Source organism: Curtobacterium sp. L6-1 (assembly GCF_018885305.1).
Taxonomy (GTDB): Bacteria; Actinomycetota; Actinomycetes; order Actinomycetales; family Microbacteriaceae; genus Curtobacterium; species Curtobacterium aetherium.
Genome location: NZ_CP076544.1, coordinates 2555884 through 2580715 on the forward strand (window position 1 = coordinate 2555884; position 24832 = coordinate 2580715).

The window sequence follows — 24832 nt, forward strand, 5'->3', positions numbered from 1 at the left end:
CCGCAACGGAGCGGTCGGACGCGTCCGGATCATGGAGGTGGTCCTGTGGAGGAACACGACCTGCTCGCCACGTCGTGGACGTGGACCGGGAGCGAACCGGTCCACGAGCGCATCCGCGCCGTCACCCGGGCCGGGTTCGCGGGGCTCTCGCTGTCGCTCGACGACCTGCACGAGGCCCGCGCGACCACCGGCCTCGCCGAGCTCCGGCGGATGCTGGACGACGCCGGCGTGGTCTGGGTGCAGCTCGGCATGCTCGGCGACTGGTGGTCGACGACGAGCCGGAGCGACCAGGAGGCGGACCGCGGCGTGGTCCTGGAGGCCGCCGCGACCCTCCGGGCCTGGCAGGTCGTCGTCCGCGCCGACCACGCCGTGCCAGCCGTGTCCCTCGGGACGATGGCGGAGGCGTGGGACCGGCTCGCCGTGCAGGCCGAGGGCGTCGGTGCCCACCTCGTGCTCGAGCCGGAGCCGTGGTCGAACCTGGGCACGGCGGAACGGGCCGCACGCTTCGTGGCGGCGGGACACCCGAACGGCGGGCTGCTCCTCGACGCGATGCACACACTCCGCGGCGGGTCGACGCTGGCGTCGATCGCGCAGGGCGTCTCCCCCGCGGTCCTCGCCGCGGTCGAGCTGACCGACGGCCTGCTGCACACCCCGAGCGGCATGACCCTGGCCGACGAGTCCCGGGACGGGCGGTACCTGCCGGGCACCGGCGCGTGGGACCTGCCCGGCTTCGTCCGGACCGTGCGTGGTCTCGGCTTCGACGAGCCGTGGGGTGTCGAGGTGCGCACGCCGGCGCTCCGCGCGATGCCGATCGCCGATGCGCTGCGGACGGCCGCGGCAGCGACCCGCGCGGTGCTCGACGCCGCCGACGCGCACGGCGGCCCACCGGCTCCCGCGATGCCGACGAGCACGGCGCCCACCTCGGCCGTCGACTACGAGCAGCCCCGGAGCACGGTCCTCCCGAGTGTGGCGCTGCCCCGCCGGACCGGCCCAGCGACCTCCGCGTACCGTGGTGGGCATGACTGATCAGGCACACCCCGGGAACGACGAAGCGCTGCGGGCATCGCAGGAGGCCATCGACGAGGCGAAGGCCGCCGCGACCGAGGCCGGCGAGGCGGACGAGCGCGAGGCCGCGCGCCAGGACGTGCCGCTCGAGTCCGGTGCGGCGCCCGCGGACGGCCCGGCCCCCGCGGCCTGACACCGAGCCTGTCGGGACCGGCGCGTCAGCGCGTCGGTCCGCGACCCGGTCCGGTCAGTCGTCGACCTGCTCGCCGAGGAAGTCGGCGTAGGTGGCCTCCGGGTCGGTGACACCCCCGGCGTCCACCATCTCCCGTTCGGTCGACCGCCCACCGACGGGTGCGCCTCCGGCGGCGCCCTGCTCGCCACGCGGGTCCCCCAGCGCGTCTCCGCGCTGCCCCTGCGTGAACGGCGGCAGGTACTTGCTCGCGTCCATGTCGCGTCCTTCCGTCCCGAGGAACGTAACAGCCGACACGGGCGTGCCGGGCAGGGGCGGCCGGATCGTCCCCCACCTGCGGTGACAACGGGGGACGGAAGTTCGCCCGGGGCGGACCCGATGCTGCTGCATGCGGATTCCGGAGCCCGTCAGGACGGGTCGTCCCCGTCCTCCGCACGCTCCAGGACGACGTCGTCGGGGGCCTTGTCGCTGCGCCACCCGCGCCACGAGGGCTGACGCAGGCGTCCGTCGCCGGTCCACTCCGCGAACTCGACCTCGGCGACCCGCTCGGGAGCGACCCAGTGCACGTCACGGGCGTCGGCTCTCGGGACGTCGACGAACGGGGAGTCGTCGCGGCCGATGGCGCCGAGCACGTCGGCGATCGCGTCGAGGTCGCGGTCGGTGAAGCCGGTCCCCACCTTCCCGACGTACTCGAGGCCCTCGTCCCCGGGGATGCCGAGCAGCAGCGACCCGATGCCCCCTTCGCGGCGGCCGGCCCCGGGCTTCCACCCGCCGACGACGACCTCCTGCGTGGCGTGGTGCTTGAGCTTCAGCCACGACTCGGAGCGCCGACCCTCGACGTACCGCGACGAGCGCTTCTTCGCCACGACGCCCTCGAGCCCGCGCTCCCGGGACGCCTCGACCGCGGCGGCGAGGTCGCCCGTCGACTCCGGGGGCACCTCGATCGCCCCGCCCGGGTCGACCACCGTGGCCAGCGCCTCCCGACGCGCGGTGTACCCGAGGCGGGTCAGCTCGTGTCCGTCCGCCTCGAGCACGTCGAACAGGAACAGGTGCACCGGGGTCTCCCGTCGCGCCGCCGCCACCTCGCGCGGCTTGGTCAGCCCCATCCGGTCCTGCAGCAGCTGGAACGACGGGCGGCCGCGGGCGTCGAGCGCGACGACCTCGCCGTCGAAGACCCCGTCGACGCCCGCCCGCTCCGCGAGCTCCTGCAGCTCGGGGTACTGGTCGGTGAGGTCGTTGCCGTTCCGGCTGCGGAGGCGCACGGTCCCGTCGCGCACGGTGGCGAGCGCCCGCACACCGTCCCACTTCATCTCGAACGCCCAGTGCTCCGGGTCGAGTGCGGGCTCGCCCGTGCGGAGGGACGCCTGCATGGTGCGGCGCTCGTCGGGTGCGGTCGCCGCGGAGGCCGCCCGGTCGATCCGCGCGGAGGCGTCGGCACGTCCCGACGACCGTCCGAAGCCCCGCCCTGCGGTGGGGCGCTCGTCGGCCCCGCTGTCGGACGCCGTCGGCTGGTCCTTCGTCCGGTGGATGAGCCAGTTCGCCTCGCCCCCCGACCGACCACGACCGCGCGTGTGCAGGAGCGCGAGCCGTCGGACGCCGTTCGTCCGACCGTGCAGGGTGACGATGACCTCCTCGCCCTCGCGCCACTTCTCGAGCTCGTAGGTGCCGTCGTCCCAGATGGTGACCGTGCCGCCGCCGTACTCGCCGGCGGGGATGATCCCCTCGAAGCCGCCGTACTCGAGCGGGTGGTCCTCGGTCTGCACGGCCAGGTGGTTCGCGCCGGGGTCGGTCGGTTCGCCCTTCGGGAGCGCCCAGCTCACCAGCACGCCGTCGTGCTCGAGGCGGAAGTCGTAGTGGTCCCGGGTGGCGTGGTGCTCCTGGATGACGAACGTCGGGGTCCCGTCGGTACGGACGGTCGGCGACGCCTGCGGCACCGGCTCCGGGGTGCGGGTCGCGTCGCGCTTGGCACGGTAGGTGGACAGGCGGTCCTGCATCTCCTGCCGTTCCGCACGCTCCCGCTCGGTGACCTCCTCGGTCCGGGCACCGTCCCAGTGTCCGGCGTCGGCGCGCCCGACGCCGAGCGACGCCGCCGCGACGGGGTGCAGCAGGTCGTTCGTGTCGGGCATGCGCTCGAGGACCTCGTCGAGGGTCAGGTGCGCGAGCCCGGGCTCGGTCAGCTCCCGCCAGGTCCGCGGTGCGGCGACGGTCGGGTGCGGTCGACCGCGCAGCGAGTACGGCGCGATCGTCGTCTTGTTGCCGTTGTTCTGCGACCAGTCGACGAACACCTTCCCGGCGCGCTCGGCGCGGCTCATCGACGACAGGACGAGGTCCGGCATGTCCTGCTCGAGCGCCTTCGCGAGTTCGTGCGCGACCTCGGACACCTGCTGCGCGGTGGCCCGGCCGTCGAGGGCCGCGTACAGGTGGATGCCCTTCGACCCGGAGGTCACCGGGTAGGGCTCCAGGCCCATGCCCTGCAGGACCTCGCGTGCCGCGACCGCCACCTCGACGCACTCCGGCAGCCCGACGCCCTCGCCGGGGTCGAGGTCGAGGACGAGCCGGTCCGGGTCCTGGTGTCCGCCGCGGGGACCGAACCGCCACTGCGGCACGTGCAGCTCGAGGGCCGCCTGCTGCGCCGTCCACACGAGCGTCGGCATCTCGTCGACGACGGGGTACTCGACGTCGTGGTGCTCGTGGTGGATGGTGTGGTGCCGGATCCAGTCCGGCGCGGAGTCCGGCAGGTTCTTCTCGAAGAACACCGCGCCGTCGACGCCGTTCGCCCAGCGCTTCCGGGTCATCGGACGGCCGGTGACGTGCGGGATCATCCACGGGGCGATGCGCTCGTAGTACTCGATCACCCGCCCCTTGGTGGTGCCGGTCTCCGGGTAGAGCACCTTGTCGAGGTTGGTCAGCGCGAGGCGACGGTCACCGACCTGGACCGTCGTCTTCTTCGCCACCGGGCTCACAGCGCCATCCCGGTCGCACCGCCCACCGTCAGCGTCGTCCCCGACGTGTACGACGACTCGGGGCTGGCCAGGTGGACGTAGGCGCTCGCGACCTCCACCGGCTGTGCGGGTCGGCCGAACGGGGTGTCCTGCCCGTAGGCCGCGATCTCGTCGCCGGGGTAGCTGATCGGCTGCAGCGGCGTCCACACCGGCCCGGGCACGACGGTGTTGGCCCGGATGCCCTTCGCCGCGAGCTGCCGCGCGAGACCGTACGTGTACGTGATGATCGCCGCCTTGGTGGCCGCGTAGTCGATCATCCGGTCCTGCGGGGCGTACGCCGAGACCGAGCTCGTCGTGACGATCGCGCTGCCGGGCGCCAGGTGCGGGACCGCCGCCCGGGTGAGCCAGAACAGCGAGTACAGGTTGACCTTCACGGTGCGGTCGAAGTCCTCGGTGCTCTGCTGCGTGATGTCCTCGTGCACCTGCTGGTGACCGGCCACGAGGGTCAGCACGTCGAGTCCCCCGAGCTGGTCGACGGCCGAGCTGACGAGTTCCGCGCAGAAGGACTCGTCCGTCAGGTCACCGGGCAACATCACGGCGGTGCGGCCGAGGTCGGCGATCAGGTCACGGACCTCGGTGAGGTCCTCGAGCTCCTCGGGCAGGCTGGTGAGGGCGACGTCCGCGCCCTCCTTCGCCATCGCGATCGCGGCGGCGCGCCCGATCCCGGAGTCCGCCCCGGTGACGAGGACGCGGAGTCCGCGCATCCGGCCGGTGCCCTGGTAGCTCGTCTCGCCGTGGTCGGCTGGCGGGTCGAGGTCGGCGGCTCGTCCGGAGCCCTCCTGCGTCTGCGCGGGGAACGGCGGACGGGCGTACTGCTCACGAGGGTCCTGCTTGTCGAGCTGGCTCATGGTCCCATCGTGCTCGCGGTCCCGGGTGGCCGGTCCAGGAGGCGCGCGGTCCGTGGCGGACGCGGGTCGCGCCTCCCGGCTGCTGCGGTCCGCCGGCCGGACCTGTCAGCCAGGAGGCACCGGCCCTGTCAGCCAAGAGGCGCCGGCCCGTCAGGCCGCCACCGTCGGCCGCACCGGCGCGTCGAGGAGCCGTCGGACCGCCTGCCGCTGCCCGGACCAGCGTGCTGCGTCGACGACCGAGGCGGCGCCCCACAGGCCGGCGAGCAGCCAGTGCGTCGGGTCGCTCGTGACGGCGGAGACAGCCCAGAGCACGGCGATGCCCGCTGCGGCCCAGGTGCCGACGAGCGCCCGCACCACGTCCTCCTGGTACTGCCGCACCCGCGGACGCCAGACCGCGTCCGGCACCTCGTCCGGCACGCGGCGGTCCTGCACCCAGCCCCGGGTCGCACGGACCGCGACACGACCACCGCGCGCCCACCACCGGCGCAGCTGCACCACCGGCAGGACCACGGCGAGCGCCGCCCCGAGCACGACCACCGTCACCCAGGGGAACGGCCCGTCGACGACCAGACCGACGCCGACTCCCGTCAGCGCCCCGAGGACCGCGTGCGCCGCCAGAGTCCACCACGCGACCGCGTCGAGTCGGTCGTCGTCCGTCCGCTCCGGCTGATCCCCCGTCATGCGACGAGACGGTACGCCTGGGGAGAGCGTTCCGCACCTGCCGATCCCCTCAGAACTGGACGCGCTCCCGCAGCGACACGGGCACGATGTCCCCATGAGGTCGATCTGGAAGGGCTCCATCGCGTTCGGGCTCGTCAACGTGCCGATCAAGGTGTACGCGGCGACCGAGACGCACGACGTCTCCCTGCACCAGATCCACGACGAGGACAAGGCGCGCATCAGGTACAAGCGGGTCTGCGAGCTCGGGCACGAGGTCGAGTACGGCGACATCCAGAAGGCCTACGACGACGGCGAGAAGACCGTGGTGCTCACCTCGGACGACTTCAAGCAGCTGCCGCAGGAACAGTCGCACGAGATCGAGGTGCTCGAGTTCGTGCCCGTCGACCAGGTCGACCCGATGATGTTCGAGAAGACGTACTACCTGGAGCCCGACTCCCGCTCCCCGAAGGCCTACGTGCTGCTCCGGAAGACGCTCGAGCAGACCGACAGGTTGGCGATCGTGCAGTTCACGCTCCGGCAGAAGACTCGGCTCGGGGTCCTCCGCGTGCACGACGACGTGCTGCTGCTGCAGGGGCTCCTGTGGGGCGACGAGGTGCGTGCGGCGGACTTCAAGGCCCTCGACACCTCGGTGAAGGTCAGCGCGAACGAGCTGAAGATGTCGTCCTCGCTCGTGGAGAGCATGTCGACGGACTTCGACCCGGACCGCTACACCGACGAGTACCAGGAGGAGCTGCAGCAGCTCATCGACGCCAAGCTCGAGGCCGGCGACGACGTCGACACGGCGGCCACGTTCGGCGAGGACACGGCCGACGAGGACGACGACACGGGTGGGGACGTCATCGACCTGATGGCTGCGCTGCGCGCATCCGTCGACAAGAAGCGGACGGGAGGCTCGGGGTCGCGTTCGTCCTCCGGCGCTCGGTCCTCGTCCGGGTCGCGGTCGTCGTCGTCCGGGTCGCGGTCGTCGTCGTCCGGTGACGACGCGGACCAGGCCCCCGCGGAGAAGGCACCGGCCGAGAAGGCCCCGGCGAAGAAGACACCGGCGAAGAAGGCCCCGGCGAAGAAGGCACCGGCGAGGAAGACCACCACGGCGAAGGCCTCCGCGAAGGGATCGGCTGCCGAGGAGGCGCCGACGAAGAAGTCGCCCGCTCGGAAGACCGCCGCCGCGCAGAAGCGCGCGGGCTGAGGACCAGCGGCCACTCCGTCGTGCGCGCGGTCCGATCGGCGCTCAGTCCGTCGTGCGGTCGCGCCCCGGCGCGGCCGCCAGGACGCGGAGCCGGTCGAACACGTCGGCGTGCGCCGAGCGGAGTGCTGGCCAGCGGGCCTCCAGGTCGAACCGTGCCGGGTCCGGCACCGCGACCGCGAAGCCGTGCTGCGCCCGTGGGACGGGGTCGCCGGGCAGGCGGAGCTCCTGGATGAACGCTCCGGTGTCACCGTCGAACGTCAGGGTGTGTGCCGCCACGTTGCTGTCCCAGTCGATGGACGGCCACGACATGAACGCGACGTGCCGCAGGGGTCCGGACGGGTCGGTCGCCGAGACGTGGCAGCCGTGGTGGTCCTCGCCGGGCGAGAGGATCTTGTACGTCCCGTTGTCGAGCAGGGCGAGGAGCGCTTCGTCGAAGGGCTTCGGGCCGTACATCGCGGTGTAGCGGAGGGCCAGGACGGCGACGGGGCGGCCGAGCGGGACGGCGACCGTGGCACGGGGGACGTCGGCGGACCGGGCGGTGTCAGTCGGGGTGTGGGTGTGTTCGGTGGGCATGGGGCTCCTCCCTGGGCGGTGGCGGGGTCTCGTGTCCGGGTGGGCCGCCGTCGCGGTGGTCGGCGCTGTGGTCGTCCTCGATCGTGCCGACCTCGCCTGGGACGTCGGTGGAGCGGAGGCGAGGATCTCCTCAGGCCCGTCGGCGACTGCCGGGCGGCCCGGCGTCCCGACGACGGGCGCCTGGTCCCGCCGCCGACATGCGCGTGTAACACGACCGGCGCGACACTGGACGAATGACTCCACAAGAGCCAGGGAGCCTGCAATCGTCACCCGAGACCGCCGGCCCGCCCGTCACCGTGTCCATCACCCGCCTCGTCGAACCCGACCGCATCCCGGAGGTCACCCGCTGGGTGCAGTCCGGCGTGAACCTCGCGAACCGCTACCCGGGATTCCTCGGCTCGGGATGGGTGCGTTCGACCGCGCGGTCACGGGAGTGGCACATGCTCTACCGGTTCGCCGACCACGACTCCCTGACCACGTGGGAGAACTCCGACGACCGGCTGCGGTGGCTCGACCTGGGCCGGGACCTCGTCGTCGAGTCGCGGATCGAGAAGCGCACCGGCATCGAGGGGTGGTTCGACGTCCCGCAGGACGCTCCGGCGTCGACCGCTCCCCCGCGGTGGAAGCAGGCCGTGAGCATCTGGCTCGGGTTCTTCCCGGTGAACCTCGTGTTCACGGTCCTGGTCGGGTGGCTCCTGCCGTCCTTCGCGGGCCTCGCGGCGCTGCCCCGGGTGCTCATCACGACGCTGGTGCTGACGCCGATCATGACCTTCTGGGTGCTGCCGTTCGTCACGAAGCTCATCCGCCCGTGGCTGCTGGCGCCGCCCCGGGCCTGACCCGGGGCCGGCGCAGCCCGGGCGCTCGGCCTCGACGACGGCCCGACCGCGGCGTCCCGGAGGGTCCTACCCGAGCACCGACAGCTGGTCGAGCCGCTCGAGGATGACGCCCTCCCGGAGCGCCCAAGGGCAGATCTCGAGCGACGGCAGGTCGAAGATGTCCAGGCACGCCTCGGCGACGAGCGCTCCCGGCACGACCTGGTGCGCCCGACTCGGGGACACCCCCGGCAGCGTCACGAGCTCGTCGACGCCCATGGTGAGCAGCGACGGCAGCTTCTCGCGCAGGACCGCCCCGTCGAGCACCCGCGGGACGAGCGCCCCGGCCGCGGACGGTGCCGCGCCGCAGATCCGGGCGATCGACCGGAACGTCTTCGAGGTCGCGACCGCCCGGTCCGGCGCCCCGGACCGCAGCAGCCGACCGGCGTCGCGGGCGATCTCCACCCGGATCTCGTGGCGGATGCGCCGGACGTCGTCCTCGGAGGGCGTGCCGGTGGCGGCGAACGAGCGCGCGAGCCGGGCGGCGCCGATCGGCATGGACCACGCGACGTCGGGCGCTTCGTCCGCGCCGCCGGCGATCTCGAGCGATCCGCCGCCGATGTCGAACACGGCGAGGCGTCCGGCGGACCACCCGAACCAGCGGCGGACGGCCAGGAAGGTGAGGCGGGCCTCGTCGGACCCGGAGAGCACGGCGAGTTCGACGCCGGTCCGCTCCTGCACGTGGGCGAGCACGGCGTCGGAGTTGACCGCGTCGCGGACGGCCGAGGTCGCGAAGCCGAGCATGTCCTCGCACCCGCGGTCCTCGGCGACGCGGACGGACTGCGCGACGAAGTCGGTCAGCGCGTCGATCCCGACCTGCGTGACCGAACCCCGGTCGTCCAGGTGCTCGGCGAGCCGCAGCGCCTGCTTGAACGAGGACGCCGGCAGCGGCGCCGCACCCCCGTGGGCGTCGACGACGAGCAGGTGACCGGTGTTCGAACCGATGTCGAGGACTCCGACGCGCATGCCACCACGCTAGTGGCGCTCCCGCGCCGCGTGGAACGGCCGGGAGGCACGGCACACCGCCACTCCGTCGGCCCCGGCCGGTCGGTGGGCCGGCCGGGGTACCGACAGGCCGCTAGTCGTCGCGACGGGCCGTCGGCACGGACCCGGTCGTCGAGCCGACCGGCTCCGCCGGCACCGCGTCCTCCGCGGTCGTCGTGCCGCGCGTCCCGGCACGCTGGGCCCGGTCGAGCTCGTCCGCCTCGGCGCCGCCGACCGCCTCACCACGGGCGACCATGCCGGCCGTGTCGGACAGCGTGATCTGCGGCAGGAACAGCGCGAGCAGGAACGCCACCGCGATGAACGGCAGCAGGTACCAGAACACCGGTGCCAGGGAGTCGGCGTACGCGTCGACGATGCCGTCCTGCACCGCCGGGGGCAGCTTCGCCACGGTCGCGGGGTCGATGCTGCCCGCCGACGATGCCGCGTCGGTTGCCGAGCCGCCGGCTCCGCGGAACACGTCGGTCAGCGACGTCGTGAGTCGCGCGGTGAAGAGCGCACCGAACACGGCTGTCCCGAGGGAGGCACCGACCTCTCGGAAGTAGTTGTTCGTCGAGGTGGCGGTACCGACCTGCTCGGCGGGGACGGCGTTCTGTGCGACGAGCACGACGACCTGCATGATGAGCCCGAGGCCGGCGCCGAAGACGAACAGGTAGGCGCAGATCAGCCAGATCGGGGTGTCCGCTGCGAGCTGTGTCATGGCGAGCATCGCGACGGCGACGAGGACCGTGCCGATGATCGGGAACTTCCGGTAGCGGCCGGTCTTGGTGATGAGGTTGCCGGATGCGATCGAGGTGCCGATCAGGCCCACCATCATCGGCAGCATCAGCAGACCCGAGACCGCGGCCGAGGTGCCGGACGCCATCTGCAGGAACGTCGGGACGAACCCGATCGCGGCGAACATGCCGATGCCGAGCACGAGGCCGATGCCGGTGGCCAGCAGGAAGGTGCGGTTCCGGAAGAACGACAGCGGCAGGACCGGGTCCTGCGCCCGCGACTCGACGACCACGAGGAGCGCGGCGGACACGACGAGGCCCGCGAACCACGCCCAGGTCTCCGGGGCGTCCCAGCCGTGGTCCCTGCTGCCGCCGAACTCCGAGAAGAACACCAGGCACGTGGTGGCCGCCGACATGAACAGCACGCCGAGCACGTCGATGCGCTTGGTCGCCTTCTTGTTCGGCAGCGTGAGCGCGAACCACGCGACGAAGAACGCTGCGATGCCGACCGGGATGTTGATGTAGAACGCCCAGTTCCAGGTGAGGTGGTCGACGAAGAACCCGCCGAGCAGCGGGCCGCCGATGGCCGACAGGCCGAAGATCGCGCCGAGCGGCCCGAGGTACCTGCCACGCTGCGACGCCGGGACGATGTCAGCGATGATCGCCTGCGACAGGATCATCAGGCCACCGCCGCCGAGGCCCTGCATCGCACGGAACACGACGAGCTGGGTGAAGTCACCGGCGAAGGCGCACCCGGCCGACGCGATGGTGAAGAGCGCGATCGCGATGAGGAACAGGTTGCGGCGCCCGAGGACGTCGCCGAACTTGCCGTAGACGGGCATCACGATGGTGGACGCGAGCAGGTACCCCGTCGTCAGCCACGCCTGGTGTGCGACACCGCCGAGCTCGCCGACGATGGTCGGCATCGCGGTCGACACGATGGTCTGGTCGAGGCTGGAGAGCAGCATGCCGGCGATGAGCGCCGAGAAGATGATCCAGATGCGACGCTGCGTGAGGAGCAGCGGGCCGTCGGGCTGCTGACGCCCCCGGCGCGCGGTGCTCGGCGCGGATGCGCTCATAAGGTGCCTTCCTGGTCGGGAGTGGTGATGGCCGCCGTCATCAGGCGGAGGTTGGTGTCGAGGAGTTCGTCGAACCGCGGCCCGGACGTCTCGTCGAAGTCGTCGGCGAAGTACACGCCCGCGCTGACCCGGAGCACGCCCACCGCGGCCTCGGACACGAGTCGGGCGCGCGGGTCCGTCGGGTCGGTCCAGGCGAAGCGCTGGCGGACGGCGTCGGCGACCTTCGCGATCTGCGCGTCGGTGGCGGACAGGAACCGTGCGGTCAGGGCGGGTTCGCGCTCGAAGACCCGGCGCACCAGGGCCTCGTCGGCACGGTCGATGCCGGCGACGTGCAGCTGCTCGATGACGAGCGCGATCACGGACGGCAGCGGAGCCAGTCCTGCGGGCACGACGGCGCCGGCGGCGAAGGCGGCGAGCATGTCGGTGTCGGCGTTGAGCTCGATGCCGAGGACGACGTCCTCCTTCGACGCGAAGTGGTTGAAGAACGTCCGGCGGGACACCCCGACGCGCTCGCAGAGCTTCTCGATCGTGAAGCCCTGCAGCCCTCCGTCGACGACGGCGCGACGGGCCTCGGCTACCATGCGTCGCCGGAGGGCGCGGGTACGTTCAGCGGTGCTCACCGAGCAAGAATTGCACTCCCGAGCGGACAGTGCAATTCAGCGTGGGAGATTCCCAGCGAGGCGACCGGCAGCGGAGTCAGAGCGTCTTCGCGAAGCAGTACGACCAGGGCATCGTCTCGGCGTACGGCTCGTACACGTCGATACGGTCCCACCCGGTCTTCTCGTAGAGCGCGACGGCCTCGGGCTGCTTGTCCCCGGTCTGCAGGATCAACCGCTCGGCACCCTGCTCGCGACCGACCCGGGCGCACTCGTCGAGCAGCGCCGTCGCCGCACCCTTGCCCCGCGCCGCGGCGAGGACGATGAGGCGCTTCAGCTCGATCTCGTCCCCGAGGCGACGGACCGCGATGTGCCCGAGCACCGTGCCGTCCTCGTCCACGGCGAGCAGGGAGGTCACGACGCTCGACGGGTCGACCGCCAGCACGCGGTTGCGCTCGGCGCTCACCTCGGGCGCCTCGCCCGGGTTCCCGTCGCCGTAGCGCTCGTGCATCTCCTCGTCCATGGTGGCGCGGAGCGCGACACCGCGCGGGTCTTCCCAGGGGACGCGTTCGATGGTGATCACGAGGAACCATCTTGGCACTGCCGGGAGCGCTCGGCCTCCGGCAGGGCAGGTTTCAGGACATCGCCGACCCGGCCTCGAGTGCGCCGATCGGGCTGTCGTCGAGGTCGGCGAGCAGTGCCGCCGCGTCGTCGTAGACCGCTGCCGCACCGGCACCGCGGAGCTCGTCGCCGCCGATGCCGCCCGTCATCACGCCGATGCAGGTCACGCCGACACGTCCCGAGGACTCGACGTCCCACATCGCGTCACCGACCATGACCGCGTGGTCGGCGTCGACACCGGCCCGCTCGAGCGCGATCCGGACGATGCCCGGGTCCGGCTTCGCCTGCTCGACGTCCTCGCCGCTCGTCACCACGCTGACCCACTCGTCGGCGTCGAGCAGGTCGAGCAGGCGGTCGAGTTCGTTCTGCGGCGCACTCGTGGCGAGCACGACGGCGTGGCCCCGGGCAGCGACCGCGGCGAGCAGCTCGCGGGCGCCCGGCAGCAGCCGCAGCTGGGGCATGTGCTCCGAGTAGAACGCGGTGTGGAACTGCTTCGCGGTGTCGCGGACCTCGTCGGACGCGTCGGGCAGCAGGTCCTCGAGGAGCATCGACGAGTCCATGCCGATCGCGCGGTGCACCCGCCACGCGTCGACCGACTCCCCCACCGCCCGGAAGGCCCGCCACCAGGCGTCGATGTGGGCGTAGTTCGAGTCGGCGAGCGTGCCGTCGATGTCGAACAGGACGGCGGTGGTGGGGGTGTCGGGCATGCGTCCACCCTGCTCCGCCACCGGCGACCGTCGGTCCAGGGTCACCCTGCGGGGTCGGATCGCGTGGCGACCCCACGACGGACGGGAGGCCCGGTACCAGCTGGTACCGGGCCTCCCGTCCGTCCCGGGGGACGTGGTGCAGGTGCGCGTCAGGCGTTGCGGACGTCGTCCGCGGACGACTGCGCGTGGTCCTTGACGTCGGACGCGGCGCCCTGCGCCTCGTCCTTGACCGTCTGGGCCGCGTCCTGCGCGGTGCCCTTGAGGTCCTGCGCGTGCTCCTTGGCGGCGTCGACGAGCGGGGCGCTGGCCTCCTTGGCCTGCTCCTTCGCCTTGTCGACGAGCGGTGCGGCCTTGTCCTTCAGCTCACCGGCGAGCTCCTCCTCCTTGGTGGAGGACGGCAGGAGCGACGACGCGAGCCAGCCGACACCGAAGGCGGTGAGGCCGACGGCGAGGGGGTTGCCCTTGGCCTTCTCGACCCCGCGCGACGCGGTGTCCTTGACGGAACCGACGGCGTCCGAGCCGGAGCCCGAGACGCTGGAGCGGGCCGAGTCGGCTGCGCCCATGACGGAGTCGCGAGCGCTGCCGGCAGCACCCATCACCGATTCACGGACGTCCTGGAACTTGCCCTTGACCTTCTCGGACTGGCGGTGGGCGATCTGCGACGGGCTCACCTTGTCGGCGAGGGCGTCGACGTCCGAGCCGAGTGCGCCACGGGTGCGCTCGATGTCGGCGCGGATCTCGTCTGGGGTGCTCATCAGTTCCTCCCGGTGTTGGGCTTGAGTGTCTCGGGGACTTCCTTGACGGTCTCGACCGTCTGCGGGGCACCGTTGATCTGCTTGATCTCCTTGCGACCGCGCGAGGCGAGGATCGCGGCGGCGATGGCGTAGACGACGGCGATGATCACTGCGGACCAGGCGTTGCCGATGAGGTAGCCGAGGCCCCACCATGCGGCGATCGACAGGAACAGCAGGGCGAACAGGCCGGTGACGCCGGCCCCGCCGAACATGCCGGCACCCTTGCCCGCCTTCTTCGCGGAGTCGGTCAGCTCGGCCTTGGCGAGCGCGACCTCCTGGCGGAAGAGCGTCGAGAGGTCACGGGACACCTCGGAGAGCAGCTCACCGAGCGGCGTCGTCGCGGCGCGCTCCTGGGGGGTCGGCTGTCCGGGCACCGTCCGACCGGACGCGCCGGGGAACGGATCGGTCATACGAGCGGCCCCGTCCCGGTGGTCCCGGTGCCGGTCGTGCCCGTGGTGCCCGTCGTGCCGAGCCCGGTCGTCCCCGTCGTGCCGAGGCCGGTGGTGTCGTACCCGGTGGTGCTCGTCGGGGCGTCGTGGCCGGTGGTGCCGGAAGTCGCGGTCGCGCTGCGGGCCTCGGCTTCCTTCTCGTGCTTGATCTCCGTCGTGAGCGCCTTGGTGAGACGCCCGGCGAGGATGCCCGCGCCGGCGGCGATCGCGATGAAGGTGCCCGGACGGCGAGCCGCGAACGACTTCACCTCGTCGACGAGCGAACCTGGGTCGCGGCCCTCGAGGTAGCCAGCGAACGAGCCGGCACGGTTCGACAGGTCGCGGACGACCTTCGCCGCCAGGCCCTGCTCGTCGTCGTTGTCGGCCATCTTGCCGAGCTGGTCGCCGATGGTACGGAGACCGCTGGCGGCCTTCTGCTGCTGGTCGGCAGCCTGGTCCTTGACGGTGCCCGACGCCTGGCCGAAGAGCTGGCGAGCGTGGTCGGACACCTCGGAGGCGACGTTCGCAGCCTGCTCCTTGGCGGTGCCGGCGACGTCGGCAGCCTTCTCCTTGGCGTCACCTGCGACGTCCGAGGCGGCACCCTTCGCGGCGTCGGCCTTGGCCTTGCCGCCGCTCGAGTCGGAGCCGGAGTCGGCGTGACCCGCAGAGCTCGTCGAGGTGGCGGACAGGCTGCCGATCGGCGCGGTGCCGGCGGGGAGCTGGGTGTCGGCGGGGATCGCGTCCAGCGGCTCGGCGTCGAGCGGCTCGAGGTCGTCGAAGCCCGAGGGGCGCTCGACGGGGGTCCCGCTCGCGTAGGAGGGCACCGTGACGCCGGGGTGGATCTCGTGACCCTCGGCGGCAGCCGTGGCGTCGTGGATGGGCGTCCCGGAGTCGTTCCCGGGTGGGTTCGTGGTCATGGTCGGCCTTCCGGTCTTCTCGTCGCCACGGGCGGTGCACCTGCGGCGTTGGACTCGAACCTGCGCGGCGCACCCTGTGCCGGGCCCCAGGAACGCCGATCTGCGCGGATGTCGGCCCGACCCTCCGCAGAACGCCAGGACGAGGCTCGATCCGCGCGTCCTCCCAGCCCCGCTCCGGTTGGCTCGGACGATGCCCTCTGTGTCGGTCGTCATCCCCGTCCGGGACGACGCCGACCACCTGCGCCGGTGCCTCGCCGCACTGGAGGCCCAGACCCGGGTGCCCGACGAGGTCGTCGTCGTCGACAACGGCAGCTCGGACGACAGCGCCGCGGTGGCGGCGGCCGCCGGAGCCGTCTTGTGCAGCGAGCCGGAGCGTGGCATCGCACGGGCATCGGCGCGTGGGTTCGACACCGCGCGGGGCGACGTCGTCGTGCGACTGGACGCGGACTCGGTCCCGCCGCCGCACTGGATCGCCACGGCGCTCGCGCTGCTCGAGGACCCGACCGTCGTCGCCGTCACCGGACCCGGTCGGCCGATCGACGCCGGGCCGCTCGTCCGGGCGGCTTGGCCGGTCCTCTACATGCAGCCGTACTTCGTGCTCATGCGCAGTGCACTCGCACGCCCGCCGCTGTTCGGTTCCGCCGCCGCCGTGCGTCGGACGACCTGGCTCGCCGTCCGTCACCGGGTCCACCGCCACGACCCCGAGGTGCACGACGACGTCGACCTCAGCATGCAGCTCGACCCGGCGTGGCGGGTGCTGGCCGACCGGGCGCTCACGGTGGGTGTGTCCTCGCGACCCTTCTCGAGCCTCCCGTCCGCCCTGCTGCGCGCCCGTCGCGCGGGCCACACGTTCCGGGTCAACGGACGCCGGGCCACGCCCGTGCGGCGGTGGGCCCGGCGGTTCCGGGTGGAACTGCGTCGGCACCACGCGCACGCCTGGTGGCGGTCCCGCTGACGTGAGCTGCCCTGACCGCGCACGTCGCGCCGGCGCCGCTCCGTGGACTCACGCGGGGAGGACGACCACCTTGCCGGCGACGCGCCCGCTGCTGGCCTCGGCGTGCAGGGCCGGCAGCTCGGTGAGCGGGATGCGGCGGGTGACCTCGACGTGCAGCGCCCCCTCGTCCACCATCGACACCAGACGCGCCAAGCGTTCGCGGTGCGGCAGGACGAACACGACGGCCGAGCGGACCCCGCGGTCGGCGTCGTCCGGCGCGGGCATCCAGGCCGTCGTGCTCACGACGACCCCACCGTCCCGCACCAGGGTGACGAGGCGGGTGAACGCGTCGGGCTCGATCGGGGCGAGGTTGAGGAGCACGTCCACCTGCTCAGTGACGGCGTCCAGCAGGTCGGTCGTGGTGTGGTCGACGACCTCGTCCGCTCCCGCAGCCCGCACGGCGTCCGCGCTGCGCGGACTCGCGGTCGCCACGACGTGCGCACCGATCCGCGTCGCCAGCTGGACGGCGTACTTGCCGACCACCCCGCCGGCGCCCACGACGAGCAGTCGCTGCCCGGCCTGCAGGCCACCGTCGTCGACCAGGGCCTGCCACGCGGTGAGGGCGACCGAGGGCAGCGCGGCGGCGTCGGCGAGCGGGATGCTCGTCGGTGCGGCCACGAGCGCCTCGGCCGGGGCGACCACGTACTCGGCCGCGCCGCCGTCCCGCTCCATCGGCAGGAACCCGACGACCGCATCGCCGACGGACAGGCCCTGCACGCCGTCGCCGATCGCGTCGACGGTGCCCGAGACGTCGTAACCGGGGACGTGCGGCAGGACCACGGGGATGGGGAGGGAGCCCGCACGCATGCCGCCGTCGGCCGCGTTGAAGGCCGAGGCGGCGACGCGGATGCGCACCGCGCCGGCGGTGGGGACGGGCTGGTCGACCTCGACGTGCCGGAGCACCTCGGGACCGCCGACTTCGGAGAACTGGATGGCCTGCATGGTCGTATCCTCTCGTTGTTGCTTCGAGTTCGAAGCACTGTCGGAACCGTAGCACTGCTTCGAACTCGAAGCAACGGTAGGATCGAGACGTGCCCGAACCCTCCTCGTCCCTGACGTCCGCGCAGCTGGCCGCCTACCTGTCCTTCACCGAGGTGAGCGCGCTGCTGCGGCCCGCCGTCGAGAAGCAGCTCAAGGACGTCGGACAGCTCAGCTACGTGCAGTTCCAGCTGCTGGCACGACTCGGCGACGCCCCGACCGGCAGTCGGAGCATGACCGACCTGGCCGACGGGGTCGTCTACAGCCGGAGCGGGCTCACCTACCAGGCGCAGCTCCTCGACCAGCGAGGCCTGGTGTCGCGGGCGCCGTCACCGGAGGACGAACGCCGTGTCGTCGTGTCGATCACCGACGCCGGCCGTCAGGTCCTCGCCGCCGTGTTCCCCGGGCACATCGCTCTCGTGCAGGAACTCCTGTTCGCGTCGCTGTCGACCGACGAGGTCGACGCGCTCGCTGCCGTGCTCGGCAAGGTCGGCGACCGCCTGCGCGCAGCACCGCCCCGCTCCGCCGCACCACGCCGCCGCCGCACGGTCTGACGGTCAGGAGGCGCGGGTCCAGCCTGACGGCCCGTCCCCGCGGCGGACCCACCGTTCCTCGACCGGGGACACCGTCACGTCGTCGGTGAACCAGGAGGTCTCGTCCGGCGCCCACCCGGCGAGGACCGTCGCGCCGCCGTCGACCTCGAGCGCACGGCCGGCCGCCGCCAGGTACCCCTGCACGGAGACGTGCACGGCGTCGACATCGACCGCCAGGGCCTCGAGGTCGGGGACCAGCCAGTCCGCCTCCAGGCCGGTCGACGGCCACCACGCACCGCGCCGTGCCCAGAGGGCGGGCTTCGGGTACGTCGACACCAACCGGGCCCAGTCCTCGGCCGAGTGCACCTCCCACACGCGCGGCTCCCGATCCGCCGTGACGCGTTGGAGGACGACCTCGTCGTCACCGAACCCGTCCTCCACCAGCTCGAGCGCCCCTGCCCCGAGCGACCCGACCCGGCGTGTACTCGAGATGAACCGCGCGGCGCCGGCGTCCCCGTACGCCAGTGGTGTGGACCACCAGGCGCCGCCCGCGGTCCGGTGCACCGGGACCGCTCGATCCGCCGCCCCGCGCGCCTCGTCGTCCTCGTGGTTCCGTCTCCACCGCGCGACCGTCGCGGCGACACCTCCTCCGGAACCGACCGGCTGGACCTCGCCGTCGCGCACGGGACGCGCCACCCACTGCGCGTCGAGGTCGAGGTCCGTCGCCCACCACGTCGTCGCCGGTGCGGACAGGACCGCCTCCGCCACAGGCGCGAGTGCGGAGCGCACCTCGGGGAAGGCGGTGATCGCCTCCGCGCCGACGATCGGCGGCTGCCAGGGCATCGACGAGTCCACCGTCGCGCCCAGGGCGGGCAGGAAGCGCAGCGGATCCCGCCAGCCCCGGACGTCCGCAAGGTCGACCGCGGCGACGGCGGACGCGAGTCCGGCGACCACGTCCGCGGGCACTCCGACCGCCTCGGGCAGCGCGAAGTCCTGGTCCGCCGCAGCGTCCACCGCCTGGACCGCCTGCTGCACGGCCGCGTCGAGGTCGCTCACCAACGCGAGACAGAGAACGCGGAAACGGGGACCGTCGAGCAGGTCGTGAGTGGAGGAACGCACTCGGGGAGTGTGGCGCGCCGGGGCGTGCTCGGGCAAGCCGCCGAGGACACCCCGGCGGGTACACGACACGGACGACCTTGGACGCGATCCAGGACGGCGGCGTAGCGTTCCGGAAGTCGCCCGGCCGGAAGGCACGCGAGGGACCCTGACCTCGTGGAGCGACGACTCGCGCCTGCCACTCCCGGAGGCACGCGCCGGCCGTGGACGCCCGCCCCTGACCCGAACTGCGGCGGGCGTCCGCGTGTCCACACCGCCACCCACCGGCCGGGAGGCCCACCACCGGTCCGGCACCGCGCCTCCCGTCCGGAGACGGCCGGCACACGCCGTCCGCCGCGGCGGTTCAGCCCGCGGTCGGGTCCGCGAGCAGCGACGCGAAGGCGAGCTCGGCCGCGCCGCGGAACAGGACACTCCCGACCAGCTCGGCGGGCACGATCCGCAGGTCCTCGCCCATCGCGGTCATCGTCTGCGCCCGCACGGCGTCCTCGAGCCGGGTCCCGACGTGCCGGAGCAGGGTGCCGAGGAAGCCGCCGAGCACCACCACGTCGGGGTTGACGGTGTGCACGACGTTCCGGATCGCCACGGCGAGTGCGGTGACCTGGCGCTCCACCACGGCGGCGAGCTCCGACCCCGGACCGGCGGCCAGGACGTCACCGAGCCGGTCGGCCTCGTCGATCCCCAGCCCCGCGGCGTCGAGCAGTGCCGCCTGCGAGGCCTCGGTCTCCAGGCAACCGACGGCGCCGCAGTGGCAGCGGATGCCGTTCGCTGCGACGAAGGTGTGCCCGAGCTCGCCCGCGTACCCGTCCGTCCCGGCCAGGGGTCGGCCCCCGGTGATGATCCCACCGCCGATGCCGCTCGCGCCGCCGTTGACGTAGACGACGTCGGTGGCGCCGCGTCCGGCGCCGTAGAGGAACTCCGCGGTGACGCCGAGGTTCGCGTCGTTCGCGGCCCGCACCGGCAGCCCGGTGCGGTCGGCGAGCGGGGCGGCGAAGGCCTCGTCCCGCCAGGCCAGGTGCGGCGCGTACCGGACGACGCCGTCGCCCACGCGGACGATTCCGGGGACCGAGACGCCGACCCCGACGACCCGGCGACCGGCCACCCGCTGACGCTCGGCCGCGGCGGCGACCAGGTCGGTGGCGATCGCGAGGGCGGCGTCGGGCGTCGAGACGGTGGTGGTGCGGACGGAGCGGCGCTCGTGCTCGGTGCCGTCGAGTCCGGTGACGGCCAGGGTCACGGCGTCGATCTCGGGCACGATCCCGAGGGCGACGACCTCGGCGGACGCCGAGACGGTCGCGCTGGGTCGGCCGACGCCGGTGGCCGGTGCCGCGTCGCCCTCGACGACGAGGCCGAGGTCGACGAGCTCCCCGACGAGCGCAGCGACCGTCGACCGGTTCAGGCCGGTCTCGCGGGTGAGGGCGGAACGGGGCATCGGGCCGCCCTCGTGGACGAGGCGCAGGACGCGGGCGAGGTTGCGTCGCCGGACGACGTCCGTGGTGCGCACCGGACGGGAGGCCGTGCTCGCCTCCGCCATGTCCGCTCCGTTCCGTGGGTCCCGCCAGCGTAGTGCGCCAGCCGCGTGCGGCCCGCGCTGCGCTCGCGCGGCGCTCACGCTGCGCTCACGCTGCGCGAGCTTCGCGGCGAGGGACGGTCCTCGTGGCCACCGCCACGAGGACCGTCGCTCAGCCCGAGGGCGGCCAGCGCACCGGCGCGGTCAGGCGCCGGCGCGGTCAGGCGCCGGCGCCGACCGTGCCGTCGGCCGTGAAGATCACCTCGTGGGTCACCGCTCGACCGTCGGGCGACGTCACCACGACGGACCGGCTGCCGGCCCCGCCCGCACCGGGGAACGCCCGGAACTCGAGGGCCTCGTGGTAGTCGTGGTCCGGCCGGTCCGTGCGGGTGGACAGCGGCAGGACCGCCCCCTCGCGGACCCAGAGCGGCAGGGTGTCGAACCCGTGCTGCTCCCGACGCCAGACCCCACCGGTCACGACCTCGCCGGTGAACCAGTTCGTCCAGGACCCCGCGGGCAGCCAGTACTCGACCTCGCCGGTCGCGCTGAACACCGGCGCGACGAGCAGGTCCGCGCCGAGCATGTACTGCCGGTCGCAGTACGCCGCCGTCGGGTCGTCCGGGAACGCCAGGGGCATCGGCCGCATCACGGGGATGCCCCGCGCCGACGCCTCGAGCCCCGCGGCGTACAGGTACGGCATGAGCCGCAGCTTCAGTTCGGTGAACGCCCGCGTCACCTCGACCGCCTCGTCGTCGAACGCCCACGGCACCCGGTACGAGCTGCTGCCGTGGAACCGGCTGTGCGACGACAGGAGGCCGAACTGCACCCAGCGCTTGAACACCGCCGGGTCCGGGGTGCCCTCGAAGCCACCGATGTCGTGCGACCAGAAGCCGAAGCCGGACAGCGCCAGCGACAGCCCACCGCGGAGCGTCTCGGCCATCGACGGGAACGACGACGTGTTGTCGCCGCCCCAGTGCACGGGCATCTGCTGGCCGCCGGCGGTGGCGGAGCGGGCGAACAGCACGGCGTCGCCCTTCCCGCGGGTCTCCTCGAGCACCTCGAACACGGCCTGGTTGTACAGCTGCGTGTAGAGGTTGTGCATCCGCTCGGGGTCGCTGCCGTCGGCGTAGACCACGTCGAGCGGGATGCGCTCGCCGAAGTCGGTCTTGAAGCAGTCGACGCCCTGCTCGACGAGTGCACGGAGCTTCGCCTGGTACCAGGCGGTGGCCTCCGGGTTCGTGAAGTCGACGAGCCCCATGCCGGCCTGCCACAGGTCCCACTGCCACACCGTGCCGTCGGGGTTCATGACGAGGTAGCCACCCTCGACCGCTTCGTCGAACAGCTTCGAGGCCTGCCCGATGTACGGGTTGATCCACACGCAGACCCGCAGGTCCTTGTCGTGCAGCCGCCCGAGCATGCCGGTGGGGTCCGGGAACACCCGCGGGTCCCACTCGAAGTCGCACCAGGTGAACTCGCGCATCCAGAAGCAGTCGAAGTGGAACACCGAGACGGGCAGCTGTCGGGCGGCCATCTCGTCGACGAACGAGGTCACGGTCGCCTCGTCGTAGTCGGTCGTGAACGAGGTCGACAGCCACAGCCCGTACGACCACGCCGGCACGTGCGCCGGACGGCCGGTGAGCGCCGTGTACCGCTCGAGCACGGCCGACGGGCTGCCGCCCCCGATGACGTGGAACACGAGGGACTCCCCCGGCACCGAGAACTGCACACGCTCGACCGTCTCGGACCCGACCTCGAACGAGACGTGCCCGGGGTGGTCGACGAGCACGCCGTACCCGCGGTTCGTCAGGTAGAACGGGACGTTCTTGTACGCCTGCTCGCTCGACGTGCCACCGTCGGCGTTCCAGATGTCGACGGTCTGCCCGTTCTTCACGAGCGGCCCGAAGCGTTCACCGAGCCCGTAGACGAGCTCCCCGACGCCGAGGTCGAGCTGCGCGTGCACGAAGCGGTCCGCCGTCGGGGCGTCCGCACCCTGCACCCGGGCGTTGCCGACGACGCCGCGGGACACCTCGGCGCCGGGGTCGAGCGTGACGTGGCCGAGCGACTTGTGCCCGGATCCGGTGAGGACGCGGCCCTCCGACAGGAACCGCAGGTCCCAGGGCGCCCCGGGCGTGACGACGGCCGACAGGTCACCGGAGGTGAGGGTCCCGACACCGTCGGCGACCGTGGCGGAGCCGTGCCCCGCCTCCTTCCCGACCAGGTCGAAGGACAGCTCCGGCCGGCGGCCGCGGTGGTGCTCGACCCGGACGGTGACGACGCCCTCCATCGGGCTCGACAGCGAGACGGTCAGCGTCGGACGGTTGAGGGTGTCGCCCCGCGACGCGATGACCTTCGTCGGCGCCGTGACGACCAGGCGGTCCCCGGACGGCGACTGCCGTGCGTCGATGTCGTACGCCTCGGCGGCGTACACGGGGTGGACTCCGGGCCTGAGCTGCCAGAACCCGTCGGTGAACTTCATTACTTGACCGCTCCTGCCGTGATGCCGCGCGCGAGGGTGCGCTGGAAGATGAGGAAGAACACGAGCGTCGGGATGAGGCCGAGCAGGGCCGACGCGCTCGTGGTGGTGACGTCCATGAGCCGGTCGCCCTGCAGCAGGGAGATCGCGACCGGGACGGTCTGGTTGTCGTTGCTGACCAGGAAGGTCAGCGGGATGAGGAACTCGTTCCACGTCCAGATGAAGAAGAAGATGAGCAGGACCGACAGGGTCGGCCGGCTGATCGGGACGATGACCCGCCACAGCACGCGCCAGCGACCGGCGCCGTCGAGCGCGGCGGCCTCGAGGATCTCCTTCGGGAAGGTGCCGTAGACGCTCGAGAGCAGGTAGGTGCCGAACGCCGACTGGATCACCGTGAAGACGATGATGACGCTCCACACGTTGTCGTACAGCCCGACGCCCTTGAACATCATGTAGAGCGGGTAGAGCAGGACCTCCTGCGGCAGCATGTTCGCGAGCATGAAGAGCACGACGATCCAGGTGCGGTAGCGGACCCGGCCGATGCCGATCGCGAACGCGTTGAGGATCGAGATGAGCACCGCGAGCAGCGCCACCATGCCGCTGATGAACACGCTGTTCCAGAGCTTCAGCGGGAAGTCGACCCGGTTCCAGAACGTCGTGATGCCGTCGAACGACAGCTGCGTCGGCCAGGCGAGCGGGCCGCCGGCCGCGTAGTCCGCCGGCGTCTTGAACGAGTTGAGCAGGATGAGCAGGAACGGCGCGGCGATGAGCACCGCGATGACGACGCCGCCGGCGAGCACGACCCAGTCGGCGGGACGCTTGACGCCGCCCTCACCGGGCCGCTTGCGCGGCTTCGCCGTCGGCCGGGAGGCCCGTCCCGCGTCCGCCGTGACGGTCGCCCTGGTGTCGGGTGCGGACACGGTCATCGTGCCTCCTCCTTGCGTTCTGCCCGGTTCTGGGCGGCGATGAAACCGATGGCGACGATGACGATGACGACCGTCAGCGCGGTGGCGATGGTCGCGCCGTACCCGACCTGCTGCGCCTGGAAGAACTGGCTGTACGAGTAGTAGCTCGGCACGATGGTCGCGTTGCCGGGGCCGCCGCCGGTGAGGGCGTAGACGGGCCCGAACACCTTGAGCGCGGCGATCGTGCACGTGAGCACGACGACGAAGATCTCGGGCCGGATGATGTGCACGGTGATGGAGCGGAAGCGCTGGAACCAGTTCGCGCCGTCGAGCTCCGCCGCCTCGTAGAGCTCGGGGTCGACGCGCTGCAGGGCCGCCATGAACACGACGACCGGGTAGCCGATCTGCACCCAGACGAGCACGACGGCGACCGACAGCAGCGCGGTGTCCGGGCTGCCGAGCCAGTTGTGCCGCAGGCCGTCGAGCCCGACCGCACCGAGGACGGCGTTGAGGGCGCCGTTCTCCGGGCGGAGGATCCACCCGATGACGATCGCCGCGATGACCGCGGGCAGGATCTGCGGCAGGTAGTACGTGGCGCGGAGGAAGCTCGCGAGTTTGCCGCCGAACTTCTTGCCGATGACGTCGAACAGCGCGGCGGCGAGGACGAGCCCGAGGCTGGTCGGCACGATCACCATCGCGAGGATCATCACGATGCTGTTCCGGAACGAGATCCAGAACTGGCCGTCGGCCATGAGCCGGCGCCAGTTGTCGAGGCCGGTGAACTGCGGCGGCAGGATCCCCCGGTAGTTCGTGAACGACAGGTACACGTTCCAGCCGAGCGGAACGAGGATGATCGCCGCCAGCAGGACGAACCCGGGCAGCAGGTAGAACCAGTAGCTGCCGCGGCCGGAGGCGGGCATGATCGCGCCGTCGTCGCGACGGCGGGGGCGGGGGACGCGGCCGCGGAGCGGCGCGACGGGAGGACTGGACGCCATCGTCGGGCTTCCCTTCCGGGGAGTGGGGTGGTGCGGGTGAGGGGACCGGGAGGCGCGGTGCGGGTCGGACCCGCACCGCGCCTCCCGGCAGGTGGTCGCGTCAGCGACCGGGGT

The 24832-nt window shown here is 72.5% G+C and carries 25 protein-coding genes; 6 read left to right on the plus strand and 19 right to left on the minus strand.

The features are described from left to right. Positions 1-45 precede the first annotated feature (45 nt). Positions 46-1026, plus strand: a complete 981-nt coding sequence (locus KM842_RS11705) for a sugar phosphate isomerase/epimerase family protein (RefSeq protein ID WP_216258558.1) — start codon at positions 46-48, stop codon at positions 1024-1026. Next, on the plus strand, positions 1019-1198 hold the full coding sequence (locus KM842_RS11710) for a hypothetical protein (RefSeq protein WP_216258560.1): 180 nt from the start codon (positions 1019-1021) through the stop codon (positions 1196-1198). Before KM842_RS11705 ends, KM842_RS11710 begins: the two co-directional genes overlap by 8 nt. Positions 1199-1252: 54 nt before the next feature. On the opposite strand, the gene KM842_RS11715 is transcribed toward KM842_RS11710, so the two are convergent. The 4 genes from KM842_RS11715 to KM842_RS11730 all read right to left on the minus strand — a co-directional run bounded on the left by KM842_RS11715 (position 1253) and on the right by KM842_RS11730 (position 5726). After that, the gene (locus KM842_RS11715) at positions 1253-1453 is read right to left on the minus strand and encodes a hypothetical protein (protein WP_216258562.1); all 201 of its coding nucleotides are present in this window, start codon (positions 1451-1453) and stop codon (positions 1253-1255) included. A 149-nt stretch (positions 1454-1602) separates the two neighbouring features. Further along, the gene (locus KM842_RS11720; protein ID WP_437124530.1) at positions 1603-4158 is read right to left on the minus strand and encodes an ATP-dependent DNA ligase; all 2556 of its coding nucleotides are present in this window, start codon (positions 4156-4158) and stop codon (positions 1603-1605) included. Beyond that, positions 4155-5045, minus strand: a complete 891-nt coding sequence (locus tag KM842_RS11725) for an SDR family oxidoreductase (protein ID WP_216258567.1) — start codon at positions 5043-5045, stop codon at positions 4155-4157. The genes KM842_RS11720 and KM842_RS11725 overlap by 4 nt, the downstream gene beginning before the upstream one ends. Positions 5046-5195: 150 nt before the next feature. Further along, a complete protein-coding gene (locus KM842_RS11730) occupies positions 5196-5726 on the minus strand; it encodes a hypothetical protein (RefSeq protein ID WP_216258568.1) in 531 nt (176 codons plus the stop codon). Between the two features lie 94 nt (positions 5727-5820). Here KM842_RS11730 and ku point away from each other — a divergent pair, with 94 nt between their 5' ends. Then, positions 5821-6912, plus strand: a complete 1092-nt coding sequence (gene ku / locus KM842_RS11735; protein ID WP_216258571.1) for a non-homologous end joining protein Ku — start codon at positions 5821-5823, stop codon at positions 6910-6912. Positions 6913-6954: 42 nt separating this feature from the next. On the opposite strand, the gene KM842_RS11740 is transcribed toward ku, so the two are convergent. Next, positions 6955-7485, minus strand: a complete 531-nt coding sequence (locus KM842_RS11740) for a hypothetical protein (RefSeq protein ID WP_216258573.1) — start codon at positions 7483-7485, stop codon at positions 6955-6957. A 233-nt stretch (positions 7486-7718) separates the two neighbouring features. Between KM842_RS11740 and KM842_RS11745 the strand changes: the two genes are divergently transcribed. Beyond that, positions 7719-8321, plus strand: coding sequence for an antibiotic biosynthesis monooxygenase (locus tag KM842_RS11745; protein ID WP_216258574.1), 603 nt, complete (start codon positions 7719-7721; stop codon positions 8319-8321). Between the two features lie 66 nt (positions 8322-8387). Here the strand turns inward: KM842_RS11745 and KM842_RS11750 are convergent, their stop codons facing one another. From KM842_RS11750 to KM842_RS11785, 8 genes are all read right to left on the minus strand, one after another. Beyond that, positions 8388-9323: a Ppx/GppA family phosphatase gene (locus tag KM842_RS11750; RefSeq protein ID WP_216258576.1), complete on the minus strand. Its 936-nt coding sequence runs from the start codon at positions 9321-9323 to the stop codon at positions 8388-8390. Between the two features lie 112 nt (positions 9324-9435). Then, positions 9436-11154: an MDR family MFS transporter gene (locus KM842_RS11755; protein WP_253206113.1), complete on the minus strand. Its 1719-nt coding sequence runs from the start codon at positions 11152-11154 to the stop codon at positions 9436-9438. Beyond that, positions 11151-11774, minus strand: coding sequence for a TetR/AcrR family transcriptional regulator (locus tag KM842_RS11760; protein ID WP_216258578.1), 624 nt, complete (start codon positions 11772-11774; stop codon positions 11151-11153). The genes KM842_RS11755 and KM842_RS11760 overlap by 4 nt, the downstream gene beginning before the upstream one ends. Before the next feature lie 76 nt (positions 11775-11850). After that, the gene (locus KM842_RS11765; protein WP_253206114.1) at positions 11851-12333 is read right to left on the minus strand and encodes a GNAT family N-acetyltransferase; all 483 of its coding nucleotides are present in this window, start codon (positions 12331-12333) and stop codon (positions 11851-11853) included. A gap of 52 nt (positions 12334-12385) precedes the next feature. Then, a complete protein-coding gene (locus tag KM842_RS11770) occupies positions 12386-13078 on the minus strand; it encodes an HAD family hydrolase (protein ID WP_216258580.1) in 693 nt (230 codons plus the stop codon). 149 nt (positions 13079-13227) lie between these two features. Next, positions 13228-13833 carry a DUF3618 domain-containing protein gene (locus tag KM842_RS11775; RefSeq protein WP_253206115.1) on the minus strand — a complete coding sequence of 202 codons (606 nt, stop codon included), beginning with the start codon at positions 13831-13833 and terminating at the stop codon, positions 13228-13230. Continuing rightward, entirely contained in the window at positions 13833-14282 is a 450-nt protein-coding gene (locus KM842_RS11780; protein WP_216258582.1) for a phage holin family protein, read from the minus strand. The genes KM842_RS11775 and KM842_RS11780 overlap by 1 nt, the downstream gene beginning before the upstream one ends. Beyond that, positions 14279-15217, minus strand: coding sequence for a hypothetical protein (locus KM842_RS11785; RefSeq protein WP_216258584.1), 939 nt, complete (start codon positions 15215-15217; stop codon positions 14279-14281). Before KM842_RS11785 ends, KM842_RS11780 begins: the two co-directional genes overlap by 4 nt. 190 nt (positions 15218-15407) lie before the next feature. Between KM842_RS11785 and KM842_RS11790 the strand changes: the two genes are divergently transcribed. Next, on the plus strand, positions 15408-16172 hold the full coding sequence (locus KM842_RS11790; RefSeq protein ID WP_253206116.1) for a glycosyltransferase family 2 protein: 765 nt from the start codon (positions 15408-15410) through the stop codon (positions 16170-16172). A 48-nt stretch (positions 16173-16220) separates the two neighbouring features. On the opposite strand, the gene KM842_RS11795 is transcribed toward KM842_RS11790, so the two are convergent. After that, positions 16221-17153, minus strand: a complete 933-nt coding sequence (locus KM842_RS11795; protein ID WP_216258585.1) for an NADP-dependent oxidoreductase — start codon at positions 17151-17153, stop codon at positions 16221-16223. An 89-nt stretch (positions 17154-17242) separates the two neighbouring features. Between KM842_RS11795 and KM842_RS11800 the strand changes: the two genes are divergently transcribed. Next, a complete protein-coding gene (locus KM842_RS11800) occupies positions 17243-17743 on the plus strand; it encodes a MarR family winged helix-turn-helix transcriptional regulator (protein ID WP_216258587.1) in 501 nt (166 codons plus the stop codon). Positions 17744-17746: 3 nt separating this feature from the next. On the opposite strand, the gene KM842_RS11805 is transcribed toward KM842_RS11800, so the two are convergent. From KM842_RS11805 to KM842_RS11825, 5 genes are all read right to left on the minus strand, one after another. Beyond that, on the minus strand, positions 17747-18841 hold the full coding sequence (locus KM842_RS11805; protein WP_216258589.1) for a hypothetical protein: 1095 nt from the start codon (positions 18839-18841) through the stop codon (positions 17747-17749). Between the two features lie 340 nt (positions 18842-19181). Beyond that, a complete protein-coding gene (locus KM842_RS11810; RefSeq protein WP_216258591.1) occupies positions 19182-20369 on the minus strand; it encodes an ROK family transcriptional regulator in 1188 nt (395 codons plus the stop codon). 196 nt (positions 20370-20565) lie between these two features. Next, a complete protein-coding gene (gene yicI, locus KM842_RS11815) occupies positions 20566-22821 on the minus strand; it encodes an alpha-xylosidase (protein WP_216258594.1) in 2256 nt (751 codons plus the stop codon). Then, positions 22821-23744, minus strand: a complete 924-nt coding sequence (locus KM842_RS11820; RefSeq protein ID WP_216258597.1) for a carbohydrate ABC transporter permease — start codon at positions 23742-23744, stop codon at positions 22821-22823. The genes yicI and KM842_RS11820 overlap by 1 nt, the downstream gene beginning before the upstream one ends. Further along, on the minus strand, positions 23741-24643 hold the full coding sequence (locus tag KM842_RS11825) for a carbohydrate ABC transporter permease (RefSeq protein WP_253206375.1): 903 nt from the start codon (positions 24641-24643) through the stop codon (positions 23741-23743). Before KM842_RS11825 ends, KM842_RS11820 begins: the two co-directional genes overlap by 4 nt. Between the last annotated feature and the right edge of the window lie 189 nt (positions 24644-24832).

Excerpts from the sequence above, each read along its gene's own strand:
- KM842_RS11710 (WP_216258560.1), top strand. The coding sequence starts at position 1,019 with ATGACTGATCAGGCACACCCCGGGAACGACGAAGCGCTGCGGGCATCG.
- KM842_RS11715 (WP_216258562.1), bottom strand. The coding sequence starts at position 1,453 with ATGGACGCGAGCAAGTACCTGCCGCCGTTCACGCAGGGGCAGCGCGGA.
- KM842_RS11725 (WP_216258567.1), bottom strand. The coding sequence starts at position 5,045 with ATGAGCCAGCTCGACAAGCAGGACCCTCGTGAGCAGTACGCCCGTCCG.
- KM842_RS11730 (WP_216258568.1), bottom strand. The coding sequence starts at position 5,726 with ATGACGGGGGATCAGCCGGAGCGGACGGACGACGACCGACTCGACGCG.
- ku (WP_216258571.1), top strand. The coding sequence starts at position 5,821 with ATGAGGTCGATCTGGAAGGGCTCCATCGCGTTCGGGCTCGTCAACGTG.
- KM842_RS11740 (WP_216258573.1), bottom strand. The coding sequence starts at position 7,485 with ATGCCCACCGAACACACCCACACCCCGACTGACACCGCCCGGTCCGCC.
- KM842_RS11745 (WP_216258574.1), top strand. The coding sequence starts at position 7,719 with ATGACTCCACAAGAGCCAGGGAGCCTGCAATCGTCACCCGAGACCGCC.
- KM842_RS11750 (WP_216258576.1), bottom strand. The coding sequence starts at position 9,323 with ATGCGCGTCGGAGTCCTCGACATCGGTTCGAACACCGGTCACCTGCTC.
- KM842_RS11755 (WP_253206113.1), bottom strand. The coding sequence starts at position 11,154 with ATGAGCGCATCCGCGCCGAGCACCGCGCGCCGGGGGCGTCAGCAGCCC.
- KM842_RS11770 (WP_216258580.1), bottom strand. The coding sequence starts at position 13,078 with ATGCCCGACACCCCCACCACCGCCGTCCTGTTCGACATCGACGGCACG.
- KM842_RS11775 (WP_253206115.1), bottom strand. The coding sequence starts at position 13,833 with ATGAGCACCCCAGACGAGATCCGCGCCGACATCGAGCGCACCCGTGGC.
- KM842_RS11780 (WP_216258582.1), bottom strand. The coding sequence starts at position 14,282 with ATGACCGATCCGTTCCCCGGCGCGTCCGGTCGGACGGTGCCCGGACAG.
- KM842_RS11785 (WP_216258584.1), bottom strand. The coding sequence starts at position 15,217 with ATGACCACGAACCCACCCGGGAACGACTCCGGGACGCCCATCCACGAC.
- KM842_RS11790 (WP_253206116.1), top strand. The coding sequence starts at position 15,408 with ATGCCCTCTGTGTCGGTCGTCATCCCCGTCCGGGACGACGCCGACCAC.
- KM842_RS11795 (WP_216258585.1), bottom strand. The coding sequence starts at position 17,153 with ATGCAGGCCATCCAGTTCTCCGAAGTCGGCGGTCCCGAGGTGCTCCGG.
- KM842_RS11810 (WP_216258591.1), bottom strand. The coding sequence starts at position 20,369 with ATGGCGGAGGCGAGCACGGCCTCCCGTCCGGTGCGCACCACGGACGTC.
- yicI (WP_216258594.1), bottom strand. The coding sequence starts at position 22,821 with ATGAAGTTCACCGACGGGTTCTGGCAGCTCAGGCCCGGAGTCCACCCC.
- KM842_RS11820 (WP_216258597.1), bottom strand. The coding sequence starts at position 23,744 with ATGACCGTGTCCGCACCCGACACCAGGGCGACCGTCACGGCGGACGCG.
- KM842_RS11825 (WP_253206375.1), bottom strand. The coding sequence starts at position 24,643 with ATGCCCGCCTCCGGCCGCGGCAGCTACTGGTTCTACCTGCTGCCCGGG.